Source organism: Psychromonas hadalis ATCC BAA-638, assembly GCF_000420245.1.
Lineage (GTDB): Bacteria > Pseudomonadota > Gammaproteobacteria > Enterobacterales > Psychromonadaceae > Psychromonas > Psychromonas hadalis.
Map to the genome: position 1 here is coordinate 15,389 of NZ_ATUO01000024.1, position 17,223 is coordinate 32,611.

Here is a 17,223-nt window from a genome sequence, read left to right on the forward strand (position 1 = left end):
ATGAAAAAAAAATATTTTGGTACTGATGGTATTCGTGGAAAAGTTGGCGAATCTTTAATTACCCCTGAGTTTGCTTTGAAATTAGGTTGGGCAGCTGGACGCGTGTTAGCAAAGTCTGGTTCTAAAAAAGTATTAATTGGTAAAGATCCACGCATTTCAGGATATATGCTAGAGGCCGCATTACAAGCTGGCTTAACCGCCGCTGGTTTGCGTCCTGTGTTGATGGGGCCGATGCCTACTCCCGCTGTTGCTTATTTAACGCGTACTTTTCGTGCCACAGCGGGCATTGTGATTAGCGCTTCCCATAATCCTTATTATGATAACGGTATTAAATTCTTTTCCGATGAGGGTATTAAACTCTCTGAAGAGATTGAATTACAGATAGAAGCGGAAATTGATAAACCCCTTAAATGTGTAGACTCAAGTGAACTCGGTAAAGCGTATCGCATTAACGATGCGGCGGGTCGCTACATTGAATTTTGTAAAAGCACCTTTCCCAATAAATATAACTTAAGCGGTCTTAAAATTGTGGTGGACTGTGCTAATGGGGCGACTTACCATATTGCGCCGTTAGTGATTAGTGAATTAGGCGCCAATGTAATTGCCATGGGTGTTGAGCCGAATGGGCGTAATATCAATCTAAATTGCGGTGCAACCAGTATGCAGGCGCTTTCTGAGCGTGTTGTTAAAGAGAAAGCGGATTTTGGCATCGCGTTTGATGGCGATGGTGACAGGGTGATGATGGTGGATCACACTGGGTATGTGCTTGATGGTGATGAGCTTCTTTATATTATCGCACGCAATAAATTACGTACGGGTGAGCTAAAAGGGGGGGCGGTAGGGACGTTAATGTCTAACCTCGGGCTTGAGCAAGCATTAAAAACATTAGGTATCCCATTTGTTCGCTCAGATGTAGGTGATCGCCATGTAATGGAGCTGATGAAAAAAAATAACTGGTGTATTGGTGCTGAGAATTCAGGGCATGTTATCTGTTCAGATTATCTGCCCACGGGTGATGGTATTGTTTCAGGCTTACAGGTGATTAGTGCAATGCAAGGCAGTCGTATGACGTTACATGAGCTGCGTCAAGGCATGAAAAAATACCCGCAAGTGATGCTAAATGTCCGTTTTAATAATGAAATTGATCCCTTACAAGATAAAGATGTATTAGCTGAGTTGAAAATAGTAGAAGCATTACTGGAAGATAAAGGTCGGGTATTGTTGCGTAAATCAGGCACTGAGCCCGTTTTTCGCGTGATGGTCGAGGCAGACGAGAAAGAGAGTGTTGTGCAAGGCTATGCACAACGAATAGCGGATAAAGTGAAAGCTTAATTGTCTATTTTGTTTGAAAAGTAGACGAATAAACTATTAAAACAATAAAAGATTAAAATTGTCCGTTTATTGCCTTGTGGTTTAATGTTGTTTTCAGTATTATTCGCCCGCTCTGTTGTGAGAGCGGACAAGTTTTAAAGGAAAACTTTATGTACGAAATACTGTTAATTGTTTATTTGATTGTTTCAATTATTCTTGTTGGTTTTGTGTTAATTCAACAGGGTAAGGGAGCAGGTATGGGTGCGTCATTTGGCTCTGGTGCTTCAAATACAGTATTTGGTGCAAGTGGTGCGGGTAATTTTATGACACGCACAACCGCTGTTCTTGCGATTGCTTTTTTTGTGTTAAGTTTGTTGCTTGGTAACTTATCAAGCAATAAAGCATCTGCGGATAAAACGTTCTCTGATCTAACGATTGAAGAAACAGTGGCACCAGTAGAAGTTGATACCTCAACTCAAATACCTGAGTAAAAGAATTTAAAAATTTGCGGATGTGGTGAAATTGGTAGACACGCAGCCTTGAGGGGGCTGTGGCTTAGGCCGTGAGAGTTCAAGTCTCTCCATCCGCACCATTTTTAAAACCCAAAGTAATCTGATTACTTTGGGTTTTTTTATGCCTTTTAAATGGCCGATAAAGATTGCTTACAGAAAGGAATCTGTTTATAATCCGCGCCATTAAGCGAACTGTTTAATTTATTAACAGTTTGGCCATTCAGATCAAGTATTACTAATATTGGTCTCGCTTGTTGTAAGCAAGCAATTGAATGAAGCTCCAATTTATTGGGGCTTTTTTGTTATTTGTTACTTTGAAAACATTCAATGTGACAAAAATTATTAGGGCTAAATGCCCTTTTTTTGTTTTTGTAATAGCGATATAAGGGGAGTGGTTTGGCAAGTTTAGAACAACGATTAACTGATATGTTTACGCCAAGCGTAGAAGATTTAGGTTATGAATTAGTGGGTATTGAATATATCCGCGCAGGTCAGCACTCAACACTACGTGTTTATATCGACCAAGAAGCGGGCATTTTAGTTGATGATTGCGCAGCTGTTAGTCGTCAAATCGGTGCATTGATGGATGTTGAAGATCCAATCACTAATGAGTATACATTAGAGGTTTCATCGCCGGGTTTAGAGCGTCCTCTTTTTAACGCGCAGCACTACGCAACATTTGCGGGTGAAACGGTAAAAATTCAACTGCGTATGCCTATTCAAAACCGTCGACGATGGAAAGGTATTATTGACAGCGTTGAAGGTGAAATAATTTGTGTAAACGTTGATGGCACACTTGAGCGTTTTGCGCTGAGTAATATCCAGAAAGCGAATATTGTTCCGAAATTTGATTAATTAAGGCGATGAAAGATGAATAATAAAGAGATTTTATTAGTCGTAGAAGCGGTCTCTAATGAGAAAGGACTTCCACGTGAAGCGATTTTCGAAGCATTAGAAAGTGCATTAGCGATTGCAACCAAAAAGAAATATGAAATTGAAATTGAAGTACGTGTCGCGATTGACCGTGAAACAGGTGATTTTGAAACATTCCGTCGTTGGTTAGTGCTTGCACCAGGTGCCGAGATGGAAAATCCATGTTCAGAAATGACCTTTGAAGCTGCGGAATATGATAACCCTGAGATTCAAATCGGTGAGTTTATCGAAGATGGGATTGATTCTGTTAAATTTGACCGTATCGCAACACAAACGGCTAAACAGGTTATCGTGCAAAAAGTACGTGAAGCAGAGCGCGCACAAGTTGTTGAGCAATATGCAGAGCAAAAAGGTGAATTAATCACGGGTATCGTAAAACGTATGAACCGTGAAAATATTCTTCTTGATCTCGGTGGTAATGCTGAAGCGGTTATTTTCCGTGATGAGATGTTACCGCGTGAAAATTTCCGTCCGGGTGACCGTTTACGTGGTCTGTTATATGATGTACGCCCAGAAGCGCGTGGCGCACAACTGTTTATGACACGTACTCAACCTGAAATGCTGATTGAGCTTTTCCGTTTGGAAGTGCCAGAAATTGCAGAAGAGATGATTGACTTGATGGCGGCTGCCCGCGATCCTGGTTCACGTGCAAAAGTTGCCGTGAAATCAAATGATCAACGTATCGACCCTATTGGTGCATGTGTCGGTATGCGTGGCGCACGAGTACAAGCTATCTCAAGTGAGTTAGGTGGTGAACGTGTTGATATTATCCTGTGGGATGAGGATGCTGCAACATTTGCAATTAATGCAATGTCACCTGCTGAAGTTGCCTCTATTGTTGTTGATGAAGATACCCACAGTATGGATATCGCTGTTGAAGAGGATAACCTTGCACAAGCGATTGGCCGTAACGGACAAAATATCCGTTTAGCGTCTGAGCTAATAGGTTGGACTCTCAATGTAATGACTGTTGCTGAACTAAAAGCGAAACATCAAGCGGAAGCGGACAGTGTTATCACGGTATTTACCGATGCACTTGAAATTGATGACGATTTTGCGGGTGTATTAGCTGATGAAGGTTTCACTTCACTTGAAGAGATCGCTTATGTGCCAATTACTGAGCTACTGGACATCGAAGGATTTGATGAAGAGATGGTTGAAGAGTTACGTACTCGCGCTAAAGATGTATTAGCCACCAAAGCACTGGCTGCAGAAGAGAGTCTAGAAGGCGCGAAACCTGCTGCTGATCTACTTGCACTTGAAGGCTTAGAAGCTCACCTTGCGTTTGTATTCGCAAGTAAAGGTATTATTACACTTGAAAATCTTGCGGAGCAAGCGGTGGATGACCTCATTGAGATTGAAGAGTTAACTGAAGAAAAATCGGGTGAGCTTATAATGGCTGCACGTAACATCTGTTGGTTTAGTGAAGATGCTGAATAAGCACAGATAGGAGAAAAATAATGTCAGATATTTTATTAAATGAGCTTGCAAAAGAGCTAAACAAAACCGCTGAAGTATTAGTTAAACAGTTTGCAGATGCAGGTATAAACAAAAATGCGTCAGATAAAGTGAGTTTAAAAGAGAAAGAAGCATTAACCACTTACCTACAAAAGCAACATGGTGGTGAGCAGAAGAAAAAGATGACCCTGCAACGTAAAACAAAAACGACGTTAAAAGTAAAAGGTCAATCGGTGAATGTTGAAGTACGTAAGAAGCGTACTTACGTAAAACGCACCGATACTGAAGTTCAAGCTGAAAATGAAGCAAAGGCTGCTGAATTAGCTGCTGATCAAGCTAAGTTGCAAGCTGAAATTGCTGTGAAAAAAGTAGCCGCTGAGAAATTACAAGCTGAAAAAGTAGCCTCTAAAAAAGAAGCTGATGCAAAAGCGAAGAAAGCAGCCGCTGCTAATAAAGAGAAACAAGCTTCTGTCAAAGTTGAAAAAACAGCAGAGCAAATTGCCGCTGAAAAAGAAGCGTCAGAACTACTGAAAAAAGCGGATAAAAATGCTTCTGCAAAAGCGGAAAAAGAAGCAGCTGAGCAAGCTGAAGTTGCTAAAAAATTAGCAGAAGAGAACTCTGAGCGTTGGGCTAAAGAGGAAGAGGAGCGCAAAAAAGCAACCGCAGCACAAGATTACCATGTTACCTCTTCAAAAGAAGCGCAAGCAGCTGAAGATGTTTCTGATTCTAAAGCGGAAGGTCCAAGTCGTCGCAAGAAAAAGAAAAAAGCAGCACAAGCTGTTCAACCAACACATGGTCGTCGTGGCCGTCGTGGTAGAAAATCACGTGTTGCTATCCCTTCTGCGCTACAACAAGCATTTGAAAAACCAGCTGCACCTGTTGAACGTGATGTCAGAATCGGTGAAACAATTACCGTTGCTGAGCTTGCTAACAAAATGGCAGTGAAAGCGGTTGAAGTCATTAAAGTGATGATGAAGATGGGCGCAATGGCGACTATCAACCAAGTGATTGACCAAGAAACAGCCACTATTGTTGCTGAAGAGATGGGTCATAAAGTTATCTTAACCAAAGAGAACGAACTTGAAGAAGCTGTACTTGCTGATGCTAAAGTCACCGGTGGAGAGAAAAAATCTCGTGCACCTGTTGTTACTATCATGGGTCACGTTGACCACGGTAAAACATCACTACTTGATTATATCCGCCGTGCAAAAGTAGCAGACGGTGAAGCGGGTGGTATTACTCAGCACATTGGTGCTTATCATGTAGAAACTAAAAAAGGCATGATCACCTTCCTTGATACACCGGGACATGCGGCCTTTACCTCAATGCGTGCACGTGGAGCAAAAGCGACCGATATCGTGGTATTAGTTGTGGCTGCAGACGATGGTGTAATGCCACAAACGATTGAAGCGATTCAGCATGCGAAAGCGGCGGGTGTGCCATTAATTGTTGCAGTAAACAAAATTGATAAAGAAGCAGCTGACCTTGATCGTGTTAAAACTGAGCTTTCTCAGCATGACGTTATCTCAGAAGAGTGGGGCGGAGAGAATATTTTTGCACACGTTTCTGCAAAAGTGGGTACGGGTATTGATGATCTATTAGATAGCATTTTACTACAAGCTGAAATGTTAGATTTAGAAGCGATTTCAACCGGTCCTGCATCGGGTGTTGTTATCGAATCTCGTCTTGATAAAGGGCGTGGTCCAGTGGCTTCTATCTTGATTCAAGAGGGCGAGCTTAAACAGGGCGATATCGTACTTTGTGGTTTAGAGTATGGCCGTGTTCGTGCTATGCGCGATGAAGATGGCAATCCGATTGACGTTGCTGGTCCATCGATTCCAGTGGAAGTACTAGGTCTTTCTGGCGTACCACTTGCGGGTGATGAAGCGACTGTTGTTAAAGATGAGAAAAAAGCACGTGAAGTGGCTTTATATCGTCAAGGTAAATTCCGTGACATTAAACTAGCACGTCAACAAAAATCAAAACTTGATAACATGTTTGCTAACATGGAAGCGGGTGAAGTTTCTGAGCTTAACATCGTACTTAAAGCGGATGTACAAGGTTCATTGGAAGCGATTTCTGACTCACTAAACAAGCTATCAACGGATGAAGTGAAAGTAAACATCATCGGTCGTGGCGTGGGTGGTATTACAGAAACTGACGCTTCATTGGCATCGGCTTCTGGCGCTATCGTGATTGGTTTCAACGTACGTGCTGATGCATCTGCGCGTCGTTTGATTGATAACGAAGCGGTTGATTTGCATTATTACAGCATCATCTATGATTTAATCGATGAAGTGCGCGCTGCAATGAGTGGTTTACTTGCACCTGAATTCAGACAAGAGATCACCGGTGTTGCTGATGTGCGTGATGTATTCAAATCACCAAAAATTGGTTCCATTGCGGGTTGTATGGTGACTGAAGGTAAGATCAAACGTAACAATCCTATTCGTGTACTACGTGATAACATTGTTATCTACGAAGGTGTACTTGAGTCGCTACGTCGCTTTAAAGATGACGCAGAAGAAGTACGTATGGGCATTGAATGTGGTATCGGTGTGAAGAACTACAACGATGTACGTGTTGGTGACCAAATAGAAGTGTTTGAAATTATTGAAGTTCAACGCACTCTTTAATTTAAACCAACATTTAAATTAAGATTGGAGGCTGATGCCTCCTTTCTTGTTTTATATTTTAACAAATTACATTAACCATTCAGCGCTACGCTTTGAGTCGTTACAAATAGATAGGAAAGATTATTATGGCAAATGATTATAGCCGCACCTCACGTGTTGCGCAGCAAGTTCAAAAAGAGCTAGCGCGTATTTTGCAACAAGAAGTGAAAGATCCACGTATTGGCATGGTGACTATTTCTGGTGTGGATATCACCCGTGATTTAGCTTACGCAAAAGTATTTGTGACCTTCTTAACCATTGGTGATCAAACCAATGATGAATCATTGGAAGGATTAAACTCTGCAGCGGGTTATGTGCGCCGTTTACTCGGTAAAGCGATGCGTTTACGTATCGTCCCTGAAGTACGTTTCTGTTTTGATGATACGTTAACAGAAGGTTTGCGTATTTCTGAACTTGTCAGTGGTGCAGTTAGAAATGATAAAGTAAAAATGGCTGAATCGGGTCGTATCTATGAAGAAGATCAAAGCAACGAAGAAGCGTCGCAAGAGTCAAATGCTGCAGACAAGGAAAACGCATAATGGCAAGGCGTGGTAAAGGTCGTAGCATTAATGGTGTCCTTCTATTAGACAAACCCACTGGTATCAGCTCTAACCATGCATTGCAACGTGTTAAACGCATCTTCTTTGCCAATAAAGCGGGCCATACCGGTGCGCTTGATCCACTGGCAACGGGTATGTTACCCATCTGTTTAGGAGAAGCGACCAAGTTTTCTCAGTTTCTTCTTGAGTCAGACAAACGTTATATCGTTACCGCAAAATTGGGTGTTCGCACCGATACCAGTGACTCACAAGGCGATGTCGTTTGTGAAAAACCGGTATCAGTGACGCAAGCGCAGTTAGATATCGCACTGGATACTTTCCGTGGCGATATTATGCAGATACCATCAATGTATTCTGCATTAAAGTTTGAAGGTAAACCTTTGTATAAATATGCGCGTGAAGGGATCACGATCGATCGTCCTGCTCGGCCCATTACCGTCTATGAAATCAATCAATTACGCTTTGAAGGTGATGAGATTGATCTGGATATTCATGTTAGCAAAGGGACTTATATTCGCACCATTACCGATGACTTAGGTGAACTGCTTGGCTGTGGGGCACACGTTTCGATGTTACGCCGTACTCAAGTTGCCGATTATCCTTATGATAAAATGGTAACGATTGAGCAGTTAGATAGCTTAATAGAGCAAGCAAAAGAGCAAGGTATCAGCCCTTATGAATTGCTTGATCCGCTATTACTTGAGATGGACACCGCAGTCAAAGACTATCCTGAAGTGAACATTACCGATGAGATGGGTGATTTCATCTTACACGGCCAACCCGTGCAAGTATTTGGCGCGCCCGACGACACTTTAGTGCGTATTACGGTGGGTGAGGCACATACTTTTATTGGTATGGGTGAGATGAACGATGATGGGCTTATCGCACCAAAGCGTTTGGTCAATCTTTAATAAGTTACGGAAACAAGACAACGTTTATATACGATTTCAACAAGCTGTGCTTTTAACCGCAAATATAAAGCACAGTGAACGCGTGTTCCTGTAAAATTATTACCTTTAATTTAAGACACTATTATGACTAAACTCGACTTTTCAGCAATTAATAAATCTTCTGCAAAATCGTTTAATGCACAGAAAAACATGATCAAAAAAATAGGAAAAGGGCAAACAGTACTCTGCACTACCTGCAAGCAACCACTGCAATTAACGGTTTCAAGCAACCATGAAAGCGGACTAAGTTGCTCAAAAGGCTGTACTAACATTGCTCTCGAAGTGGAACTTTAATATTGTTGTAAACTTATCATTATTTCGCAGATAATACTTTTTACCCATTGATGATAATGGCTTTTTTGATGGCTATTATGCTGATAATAGAGGATATCACCACTGGTATTAAACTCACTTCTATCTACATCTAATAATGTTAAATAGTCTAGATCCTCGATATTGAGAAACTTTGAGGTTGGGCAGATACAGTCACTATTTTTGAGAATATTTAAAATAGTTGAAACTGATTGTGAACGTATTGAGACACTTGTTTCATAACCTTTACTTTTGTAAAATTGCTCAATTAATAAATTTTTTCCATTCCAACCTGGGACTAAATAAATAGCAAGTGGATAGCGTTGTAGTTTACTAATATTACAGGCTTGTTTACTGAGTGGATGATCTTTTCTGGCAATTATTTGATAGCTATCTTCTGCTATTTTCGTTGTAATGATGCCTTTAATTGTGATCGGGATTTGATAATTTATAGCGAGATCTAACTCACCTGATACTAATCTATTAATACTTTGTTCATCCCAATTCTCTAAATGCAGCGTAATATTTGGTGCAAGTTGACTTAATGTCTGGTGCAGACGTTCTACTAATGAATAAGTCATAAAAGGGTTCAGTGCTATTTTTAATATTGCATGGTGATTAAATGGATCAAAGGGAGAAAGCTCTGCCACCAATGTTGATAGTTGATCAAAAATAATGGGCAGACCTTGGCAAAGGATCTCACCTTTCTCTGTTGGTTTTAAGCCATGGCGAGTACGTACAAATAGCTCATCATCAAAATGGTCACGCAAACGGCGCAGTGCACGGCTCACAGCCGGTTGGGTCATATTAAGGCGTTTTGCAGCCGTCACTGTTTTTCTTTCTTCTGCGATTACTTTAAATATTTTTAATAAATTTAAATCAAGCTGATTCAACATATTTTTACTCATAATGATCTCGATTTTTTTATTTATAACTATTTTGTTATAACTGGTATATAAAACAAGCTCTTTGTGAGATGTGCGTCACAGTATATTATCTTTTATTAATATCAAAATGAATAAGAGGTATAGATGGATATATATGGTTATCAGTTGAAAGACTCCAATCAACAGTTAAAAAATATAATTTCCTTCACTTCCATCACTGAGTTAAAAGAGATGGTTAATATTGTTGTGATCATCGGGAGCGGTGAAACTGAGCAAGATAGTTTTTTAATGCAACTTCATCGTTTACCACACAGCTGGTCTTGGAAAATTTATACACAACAAGCAAGTTTATTCACGCCGCATCTGAGTGATGGTTTAATCAGTAATACTGATCTTGATAAAGCCATCGAAACACACCAACAACAGTTTACTCTGATGGGGAAAAAACCAAAAGATAAATTGCTCGCTTGGTTATGGATGGACAGCCATCGTCAATTAGTGCCCTATAAGTCTCTTTTTAGCGCACAGATTTATAGCTATCCATTACTGGAGTCGTATATTGATCCGCACAGTAATCAATATTCTTACTTAACTGATTTCTTAAAAAAGGGATATTTAGTAAAAACACAATTTGTCGATCGTGTGCGCAGTTGCTCTCATTGTGACAGTAACCACCTTAATTATGTAGAAGCTTGTCCTGCTTGCCATAGTAACCATATTCACAGCAAAAATTCACTGCACTGCTTTACTTGTGGTTTTGTTGATCATGAAGATAGATTCAAAAAAGATAATCGATTAAGTTGCCCCAAATGTCTCACACAGCTTAAACATATTGGTGTTGATTACGATCGTCCACTGGAGGTACATGAATGCCTTGATTGTAATCATGACTTTATTGAAGCAGACACCGTTGTTAACTGCTTCAATTGTGCTAAAACGCATCAAATAGATAACCTTGTTATTGAGCACGTCAGTGTATTTAATCTTACCGAAAATGTCACAAATTACTTGTTAAGCAATACCTTCAATGATGCTCCCTCATTATTGTTAAAGGAATCAATTGAGCCTAGTTATTTCATCAGTCTATTATCATGGACAAATCGTTTAGCATTGAATAGTGGTAACAGTGCATTACTACTGAATTTATCATTAGCTGGGCGACAAACATATATTAAGCTGCATGGAGAAGTGGCACTAAGTAAGTTAATTGAGGAGTTAAAATCTCGCATGTATCAGATATTTAAAGATACTGATGTGAGCTGTTTATATCAAAAAAATAAGTTATTGCTATTGTTACCGATGACCGATGCACAATCATTGAATTTTTATCAGGTGAAATTAAATGAAATTCTGGCGCTGGTTAGTGTTGATATACTTTCTTTAGAGTTAGATGCATGGCAATTACCTATTACTGATATGGAGAATAACGGTGCAGCTATCAACATGGAAGCTTGGTTAAGTAAGGCATTAAAAAATGTTTGATTTTATTAATATTAGTCATGCAATTATTGAATCACTTGGGCAAAATTTAGACTCTCTATTTATCTTTTTACCAGTATTTATTTTGATTGAACTGCCACTGGTGATCATGGGCTATTTAGGTTTAATGCACTGGGCATGGCGTAAAAAGCCAGTACAACTTAAGCGTACACCCTCTATCAGCTTTGTTATCACCTGTTACGGTGAGGGCCGAGATATTTTGCAAACAATTGATACGCTCATTGAGCAAGTTTACCCTGGAGATATAGAGGTTCTGCCTGTTGTAGATGGTGCGATTCAAAACAAAGATACCTATCAGGCTGCGCTTGAAGGGGCGAGAAAGCATCAAGGAAAAATACTACGGCGTGTGCGAGTTATCCCTAAATGGCAACGTGGTGGACGCGTTTCAACGTTAAATGCAGGGCTTGCCGCTGCACGTAATGAGATTGTTATTAATGTCGATGGAGATACCTCTTTTGATAACGATATGTTATTGCATATGATCAATGAATTTCAAGATGAAAATGTGATGGCGAGTGGCGGGGCATTGCGGGTGCGTAATGATAAAGTGAACCTGCTAACCCGCATGCAATCGTTAGAATATATGATCTCTATGCAGGCCAATAAAACAGGCATGTCAGAGCTTGGGCTGTTAAATAATATCTCTGGGGCATTTGGCGCTTTTCGTAAAGAGACTCTAAAACGTGTTGGTGGTTGGGATACCCATACGGCCGAAGATTTAGACCTAACCATGCGTTTAAAGCAGTACAAAACACGTAATCCCGAAAAAAAAATAGTATTTACTCCTCTTGCAGTAGGCCACACCGATGTGCCTGTTACCTTAAAAGATCTGACCCTGCAACGTTTACGTTGGGATGGGGATCTGCTATTTTTATACCTACGTAAACATAAAAAAGGATTGACACCTGCTTTGTTGGGCTGGAAAACATTTTTGTATACCCTTATTTATGGGGTGATTCAAAATACTTTATTACCTATATTGGTGTTGATATTTACCCTCTATTTTCTCTTCGCATATCCATTTTATTTGCTGTTGTCGGTATTATTTGTTTTATATCTTCTATATTTAAGCTTTTTTTTACTTAACTATATTGTCTATCTAGTCTTAATTTCTGAGCGTCCTAGGCAAGATATAAAACTGTGTGGCTGGGTTTTTTTATACCCTTTTTATACCTACATGCTCCGTTTTATCACCGCATTTTCAGTGATCAATGAGATTGTGCGTAGAAGTCATGAAGAGTCCACGATGGCGCCATGGTGGGTATTAAAACGTGGCAATAAATTTTAGTTATATCGACAGATAGCCCCGATTTTGAGTCTTCAACGTGTTAATAAATTTTAAGAGATGATGATGAAAGTGAATTTTAAGTTACATAAACAGAGAAACCCGTCACAAGAGTCTGGTGTAAAGGTGAGTTACGGACAAACGAAACGACTGGGTTACCGAATACGTTGGTTTTTGATCCTGTTTTTAGTGTTAAGCCCTGTGGTGATGATCACTTATAAATTGGTTTATCCCAACTTAGTGGATCAAGCACCTGCTATTTTAAGTTTTACCCCTATTGATATGGTTGCCCCTAAAGCGGGATTGATTAACATAAAAGTACGAAGTGTTGGAGACAGCGTAAAAAAAGGGGAGGTTTTGTATCAAATACAAGACAGATCCTTAGAGGCAGAGATCACTTTTTTAGAAACGGAAGTAGCGAAGTTTAACGCGGATAGTTCTCAGCAGAAAACACGGTTGTTATATCAAGAGAAAGTAAGCATTGCTTATAAAAATTTAGTGGAGATGAAGAAGGTCTATAAACGTTATTTACATTTTTCTAAAATTGGGCAACTTTCAGCGATCGATTTTGCAGCGATTGTTAACCTTTATAATAACGCTGAAAAAGCGCTTTCTAGCGCTAAAGTTGAACTGCAGGTGCATCAAACTAACTATTCATTGACGGGGCAATATGCAGATAGCTTACGTGCGGTAAAAAAAGCATTAGTAGTAAAAAAGGGAGAGCGTGACGAGTTAACGGTTTATAGCCCTTATGATGCGTTTATTATTGAGATCAGTGTGATTTCAGGGCAGATGGTTAGCCAAGGTCAGTCACTGATGATGATTTCTGATGCTAAAAAACAGCCTGAAGTGATTGCTTATTTGGATGCAAAATATATATTAAATAGCCAAGTAGGGCGAAAAGTGACTATTGAGTTTCCTGATGGTCGTGATTATGCAGGTATTATTGCACACCCGACGGAGCTGGCTTCTAAAATCCCATCACAGCTCTCTAAACCCTTTGAAGCACAAAAATCGATGATGAAAGTGGTGGTACATTTTGTAAAAGAGAGGCCAGCCGATTTTGAGTTGATGGAAGGGTTACCACTTAGCGTACTCTTTTAATTAAAGTTGGCTCAGAACAATGATGTGAACTGAGCCGATTTTATTGTAACTTTTACGTGCAGGTATAAGCAATCTTTATCGCGAGCCCTCCTTGTGATGTTTCGCGGTATTTTGCGTTCATGTCTTTACCTGTTTCATACATGGTTTCAATCACCTTATCCAGTGAAACACGTGGTTTTGAATGACGACGCATCGCCATGCGTGATGCATTAATTGCTTTCATTGCCGAGATTGCATTACGTTCAATACAGGGTACTTGTACTTGCCCTGCAACAGGGTCGCAGGTTAAGCCTAAATGGTGTTCCATTGCAATTTCAGCTGCTTCGGTTACCTGTTCTGGGCTTCCCCCCATAATTTCTGTTAAGCCCGCTGCTGCCATTGAGCAAGAAACGCCAATTTCACCTTGGCAACCCACCTCTGCGCCAGAGATAGAAGCGTTTGCTTTGAATAACCCACCAATGGCAGCCGCCGTTAAAAAGAAACGTTGATAGTGATCAGGCTCTACCTTGGTCACAAATTTATCGTAATATGAGAGCACCGCAGGAATAATGCCAGCTGCACCATTTGTAGGGGAGGTTACCACTCGTCCGCCAGCTGCATTCTCTTCACTTATTGCCAGTGCATACATATTGACCCAATCGATAAGGATCAGAGGGTCGGCAACAATATCACTATTAATAGCTAATTGACGATGCAATGCAGGTGCGCGACGTGGCACACGCAATGGCCCTGCTAACACTCCTTCTGTTGCACAACCTCGCTTTATCCCTTCAACCATGGTTTGCCAAATTTTTTCAAAGCGTAAATCAATATGTTGTTTACTATGAGTATTTAACTCATTTGTCATCATTAGTGTGCTGACACTAATGTTGTTATCTATGCATAACTCCAGCAGTTGTTGTGCATTTTTGAAGGGGTAGGTTACATTTTCTTGGTTTGTTTGCTTATCGTGGAAATGGTTATGTTCAACAATAAAGCCACCTCCTGTAGAATAATAGGTCTGTGAAAACAGTTCTTTATCACCTTTAAAGGCGTGTAGCACGAGACCATTTTCATGCAGAGGCAGTGCTTCATTAATAAAGTTGATTGCACCACGTGGGAAAATTACTGTATGGCTTGCTAAATCAATAGGCAGTTGCTCTGTTTGTTCTACCTGTTTAATAAAGATTGGGATCATATCCAGATCGACATGCTCAGGCTCAAAGCCTGCAAGTCCTAAAATAATGGCTACGTCACTATTATGTCCTTTCCCCGTTAAAGAGAGTGAGCCATGGAGATCAACACTGATGGCGGTGATATCCGTTAACTTAACCTGTTCTTTAAGGGCTTCAATAAATTGTTTAGCGGCTTTCATTGGCCCTAATGTGTGTGAGCTTGAGGGCCCAATACCAATTTTGAAAATATCAAAAACGCTGTACATCATTTTTTCCTTAAGATGAGCAAGAGAATTATCTCTTGCTCATTAGTTAACTAAGCAAGTAATTTAAAAACAATTGCTGATATCGCGATGAGGCCCATGCTGGTAATAAATACATTTGCAATAGTGCCTTGATACTTTGCCATCGCAGGTACACGTTTAATGGCGTACATCGGCATTAAAAATAGAATGGTTGCAATAATAGGTCCTCCTAAGTTTTCAATCATGCCCAGTACACCAGGGTTTAATACTGCCACTAGCCATAGCGTAGTGATCATAAAACCGATGGTGAATTGGTTTACTTTTTTAAGGCTTACCTCTTTTCCCATTGCTTTTGCTTGTTTTAGTATAATGCCATTGAGACCTTCACGTGCTCCTAAATAGTGACCAAAAAATGAAGAAACAATAGCAACAAACGCCACAATAGGGCCAAAATAAGCGATAAGTGGGCTACCGTGTACGTTTGCAAGATATGACAATACAGGTAAGTTCTGCGCTTTTGCTTCTCCTAACATCTCTGGTGTTAAGCTTAGAACCACTGAGAAAACAAAGAACATGACAAAGCCTAATAACATGGCTGATGTGCGTTTTAAAATAGCATCTGATTTTTTAACCGCATGCTCACCATATTGTTCACGTTGTTTTGTAGCAAAGCTACTCACTGCGGGTGAATGATTAAAAGCAAAGACTAAAACAGGAATAGTTAACCAAAGTGTGGTAGTGAAATCAATGGCGCTAGGTACTTGACTTACGGCCGATAAATTCCAATCTGGTATTAAAAAAAGTGATATCGCAAACAGAATAATCACCAGTGGGTAAACCAGAAATTGGGTTACTTTAAGCATGAGTTTTTCACCCATCAGCATTACTGCCATCATACCCATAATAAGAATTATCGATAATAACCAGCGTGCAGGGGAGGCCATACCGAGCTGATGTACCATAAAGCTATCAACGGTATTAGTGATGCTGATGCCATAAATAAGCAAGATAGGGTAGATAGCAAAAAAGTACAGCAGGGTGATTAGTTTCCCTGCTCCCTTGCCAAAGTGCTCTTCGACCACATCGGTAATATCAGCGTTGGGGTTATTAGAGGATAAAACAAAACGTGAAAGGTTACGGTGCGCCCAGTAGATCATCGGCCCCACTAAAACAGCCATTGCAACGAGAGGCCAAAAACCACCAAGACCGGCATTAATGGGTAAAAACAGAATGCCAGCACCGACGGCGGTGCCAAATAGACTTAACATCCAAGTGGTATCTTGTTTATTCCAACGAGTTGCATCTAGTCTTTCGATTGCTGGGGGGGGGGTGGTGCCTGCTGTGAAGTCAGGGTTTTCGATGATTTCTTTGTTCATAATAAAGCCTTTAAACATAACCTCCATTTAAAGTATTTATTACTTTTTTAGAGGTATTTGTGAGTTGTATTCACCTCTAATTCAATTCCGTTCGTACTAAAGAGTAAAAGCATTTTGTGCATTGAGGCCTGATTTAATCTCATTAACCCTACTGTGTACACGACTTTTTTGGCGTTATTACAGTTTGTTACATTCGTAATAAATAGTGAGATGTGACGCATGTTTTTGAGATGGATTCTCCTTTTCAAATGGTTAATGCGTGTTGTTCTTGTGATTTTTTTGATGTTTTTTAATTGTTGCGGAGAACTGTCTAAATTCATTCCATTTTGTAAGTATTACTTGGAGGATAAGCATCATTGTCGTAGGTAAATGTAGGCACTGTTAATGTTTGTATTGTGCTCTTTAGTTGCTGTTGGTTAAGCATTTCATTTTTTCCTCCATCGTGATGAAATTAACGGTGAAAGAGTTTGCTTACTGAGTTAATACTCCGTAGAATCCGCGGTTCACTTTGTCGCTGAATTAGTGATCGGCGATAATAATTAAAATAGGTTATTCACATAACCACAAAATATCGGAGTATGTTATGTCACTAAGTGCACAACAGAAAGCTGAAATTGTAGCTAAATTTGGTCGCGCAGAAGGCGATACTGGTTCACCTGAAGTTCAAGTTGCATTGTACACAGTACAAATCAACCACCTTCAAGGTCATTTTAAAGAGCACATCCACGATCACCATAGCCGTCGTGGTCTATTACGCATGGTTTCTCAGCGTCGTAAATTGCTTGACTACCTAAAGCGTAAAAATATTCCTGCTTACACAGCACTTATCGCTGAACTTGGTTTACGTCGTTAATTTCGATTTAAATCTTGTTAACAAAAAGAGCCTAAGGGCTCTTTTTTTGTTTGTGCAATTTAAAAATATTAGCGCCAGCAATTACTCCCATCGCTGAACTTGGTCTAT

Annotated in this window: 15 protein-coding genes and 1 tRNA gene; 13 read left to right on the forward strand and 3 right to left on the reverse strand. The window is 40.1% G+C overall.

The features are described 5' to 3' along the window. From glmM to G322_RS0104940, 9 genes are all read left to right on the forward strand, one after another. Window positions 1-1,332: a phosphoglucosamine mutase gene (glmM, locus tag G322_RS0104900; RefSeq protein ID WP_022940692.1), complete on the forward strand. Its 1,332-nt coding sequence runs from the start codon at window positions 1-3 to the stop codon at window positions 1,330-1,332. 149 nt (window positions 1,333-1,481) lie between these two features. After that, window positions 1,482-1,802: a preprotein translocase subunit SecG gene (gene secG, locus G322_RS0104905; protein ID WP_022940693.1), complete on the forward strand. Its 321-nt coding sequence runs from the start codon at window positions 1,482-1,484 to the stop codon at window positions 1,800-1,802. A gap of 16 nt (window positions 1,803-1,818) precedes the next feature. Continuing rightward, window positions 1,819-1,903, forward strand: a tRNA-Leu gene (locus tag G322_RS0104910). Window positions 1,904-2,219: 316 nt separating this feature from the next. Next, a complete protein-coding gene (rimP, locus tag G322_RS0104915; RefSeq protein ID WP_022940694.1) occupies window positions 2,220-2,678 on the forward strand; it encodes a ribosome maturation factor RimP in 459 nt (152 codons plus the stop codon). A 15-nt stretch (window positions 2,679-2,693) separates the two neighbouring features. After that, window positions 2,694-4,196 carry a transcription termination factor NusA gene (gene nusA / locus G322_RS0104920; RefSeq protein ID WP_022940695.1) on the forward strand — a complete coding sequence of 501 codons (1,503 nt, stop codon included), beginning with the start codon at window positions 2,694-2,696 and terminating at the stop codon, window positions 4,194-4,196. Between the two features lie 20 nt (window positions 4,197-4,216). Continuing rightward, the gene (infB, locus tag G322_RS0104925) at window positions 4,217-6,850 is read left to right on the forward strand and encodes a translation initiation factor IF-2 (protein ID WP_022940696.1); all 2,634 of its coding nucleotides are present in this window, start codon (window positions 4,217-4,219) and stop codon (window positions 6,848-6,850) included. Between the two features lie 125 nt (window positions 6,851-6,975). Next, window positions 6,976-7,428: a 30S ribosome-binding factor RbfA gene (gene rbfA, locus G322_RS0104930; RefSeq protein ID WP_022940697.1), complete on the forward strand. Its 453-nt coding sequence runs from the start codon at window positions 6,976-6,978 to the stop codon at window positions 7,426-7,428. After that, window positions 7,428-8,360 carry a tRNA pseudouridine(55) synthase TruB gene (gene truB, locus G322_RS0104935; RefSeq protein ID WP_022940698.1) on the forward strand — a complete coding sequence of 311 codons (933 nt, stop codon included), beginning with the start codon at window positions 7,428-7,430 and terminating at the stop codon, window positions 8,358-8,360. Before rbfA ends, truB begins: the two co-directional genes overlap by 1 nt. A gap of 123 nt (window positions 8,361-8,483) precedes the next feature. Then, window positions 8,484-8,693, forward strand: coding sequence for a hypothetical protein (locus G322_RS0104940; protein WP_022940699.1), 210 nt, complete (start codon window positions 8,484-8,486; stop codon window positions 8,691-8,693). Here G322_RS0104940 and G322_RS0104945 read toward each other — a convergent pair. Then, window positions 8,690-9,619 (reverse strand): LysR family transcriptional regulator, encoded by a 930-nt coding sequence (locus G322_RS0104945; RefSeq protein WP_022940700.1) that lies wholly within the window; start codon window positions 9,617-9,619, stop codon window positions 8,690-8,692. The genes G322_RS0104940 and G322_RS0104945 overlap by 4 nt on opposite strands. 123 nt (window positions 9,620-9,742) lie before the next feature. On the opposite strand from G322_RS0104945, the gene G322_RS0104950 reads away from it, so the two are divergent. From G322_RS0104950 to G322_RS0104960, 3 genes are all read left to right on the forward strand, one after another. Beyond that, window positions 9,743-11,080: a TackOD1 domain-containing metal-binding protein gene (locus G322_RS0104950; RefSeq protein WP_022940701.1), complete on the forward strand. Its 1,338-nt coding sequence runs from the start codon at window positions 9,743-9,745 to the stop codon at window positions 11,078-11,080. Next, the gene (locus G322_RS0104955; RefSeq protein WP_022940702.1) at window positions 11,073-12,386 is read left to right on the forward strand and encodes a glycosyltransferase family 2 protein; all 1,314 of its coding nucleotides are present in this window, start codon (window positions 11,073-11,075) and stop codon (window positions 12,384-12,386) included. Before G322_RS0104950 ends, G322_RS0104955 begins: the two co-directional genes overlap by 8 nt. Window positions 12,387-12,449: 63 nt before the next feature. After that, window positions 12,450-13,487, forward strand: coding sequence for an HlyD family secretion protein (locus G322_RS0104960; protein ID WP_022940703.1), 1,038 nt, complete (start codon window positions 12,450-12,452; stop codon window positions 13,485-13,487). Window positions 13,488-13,539: 52 nt separating this feature from the next. Here G322_RS0104960 and G322_RS0104965 read toward each other — a convergent pair whose 3' ends face one another. Then, window positions 13,540-14,907 (reverse strand): L-serine ammonia-lyase, encoded by a 1,368-nt coding sequence (locus G322_RS0104965; RefSeq protein ID WP_022940704.1) that lies wholly within the window; start codon window positions 14,905-14,907, stop codon window positions 13,540-13,542. A gap of 50 nt (window positions 14,908-14,957) precedes the next feature. Further along, window positions 14,958-16,262, reverse strand: coding sequence for a serine/threonine transporter (locus G322_RS0104970; protein WP_084683683.1), 1,305 nt, complete (start codon window positions 16,260-16,262; stop codon window positions 14,958-14,960). Window positions 16,263-16,845: 583 nt separating this feature from the next. Here G322_RS0104970 and rpsO point away from each other — a divergent pair. Next, window positions 16,846-17,115 carry a 30S ribosomal protein S15 gene (rpsO, locus tag G322_RS0104975; protein ID WP_028866424.1) on the forward strand — a complete coding sequence of 90 codons (270 nt, stop codon included), beginning with the start codon at window positions 16,846-16,848 and terminating at the stop codon, window positions 17,113-17,115. Window positions 17,116-17,223: the final 108 nt, after the last annotated feature.